The sequence below is a fragment of the Hydrogenophaga sp. NFH-34 genome (assembly GCF_021401345.1).
Taxonomy (GTDB): domain Bacteria; phylum Pseudomonadota; class Gammaproteobacteria; order Burkholderiales; family Burkholderiaceae_C; genus Hydrogenophaga; species Hydrogenophaga electricum.
This window is the reverse complement of record NZ_JACBGE010000065.1, coordinates 1-1,098: the sequence shown is the minus strand read 5'-3', so window position 1 is coordinate 1,098 and position 1,098 is coordinate 1. Positions and strand designations below refer to the sequence as shown.

The 1,098-nt window shown below is 62.9% G+C and carries 1 protein-coding gene; it reads right to left on the bottom strand.

Translation table 11 applies throughout. The annotated features are described in order from the left end of the window. The coding region (tuf, locus tag L0977_RS25325) for an elongation factor Tu (RefSeq protein ID WP_234267694.1) at nucleotides 1-1,097 on the bottom strand (1,097 nt) is incomplete at its 3' end. Nucleotide 1,098: the final 1 nt, after the last annotated feature.

The following is a 1,098-nucleotide window of genomic DNA, read 5'->3' as shown; positions in this document are numbered from 1 at the left end:
ATCAGCTTGACGGTGATCGACACGTTGTCGCCAGGCATGACCATTTCCTTGCCTTCGGGCAGCTCGATGGAGCCGGTCACGTCGGTGGTACGGAAGTAGAACTGCGGGCGGTAGTTGTTGAAGAACGGCGTGTGACGGCCACCTTCGTCCTTGGACAGCACGTACACCTCACCGGTGAAGTGCGTGTGCGGCTTGATGGAGCCGGGCTTGCACAGCACCTGGCCGCGCTCGACGTCTTCACGCTTGGTGCCGCGCAGCAGGATACCGACGTTGTCGCCAGCCTGACCTTGGTCCAGCAGCTTGCGGAACATTTCCACGCCCGTGCAGGTGGTCTTCTGGGTGTCCTTGATGCCGACGATTTCGATTTCTTCGCCGACCTTGATCACGCCGCGTTCGATACGGCCGGTCACCACGGTGCCACGGCCGGAGATGGAGAACACGTCTTCCACCGGCATCAGGAAGGTGCCGTCCACAGCGCGCTCGGGCGTGGGGATGTAGGTGTCCAACGCATCGGCCAGCTTCATGATGGCTTGCTCACCCAGCTCGCCGGTGTCGCCTTCGAGGGCCAGCTTGGCCGAGCCCTTGATGATGGGGGTGTCGTCGCCGGGGAAGTCGTACTTGGAGAGCAGCTCGCGCACTTCCATTTCGACCAGTTCCAGCAGTTCGGCGTCGTCCACCATGTCGGCCTTGTTCAGGAAGACGATGATGTAGGGCACGCCCACCTGGCGGGACAGCAGGATGTGTTCGCGGGTCTGGGGCATCGGGCCGTCAGCGGCCGAGCACACCAGGATGGCGCCGTCCATCTGGGCGGCACCGGTGATCATGTTCTTGACGTAGTCGGCGTGGCCGGGGCAGTCGACGTGGGCGTAGTGGCGGTTGGCCGTTTCGTATTCCACGTGGGCGGTGTTGATGGTGATGCCGCGGGCCTTTTCTTCCGGAGCCGCGTCGATCTGGTCATAGGCCTTGGCCTGGCCACCGAACTTGCGCGACAGCACCGTGGTGATCGCCGCCGTCAGCGTCGTCTTGCCATGGTCCACGTGACCAATCGTGCCCACGTTCACGTGCGGCTTGGTCCGCTCGAACTTTTCCTTTGCCATT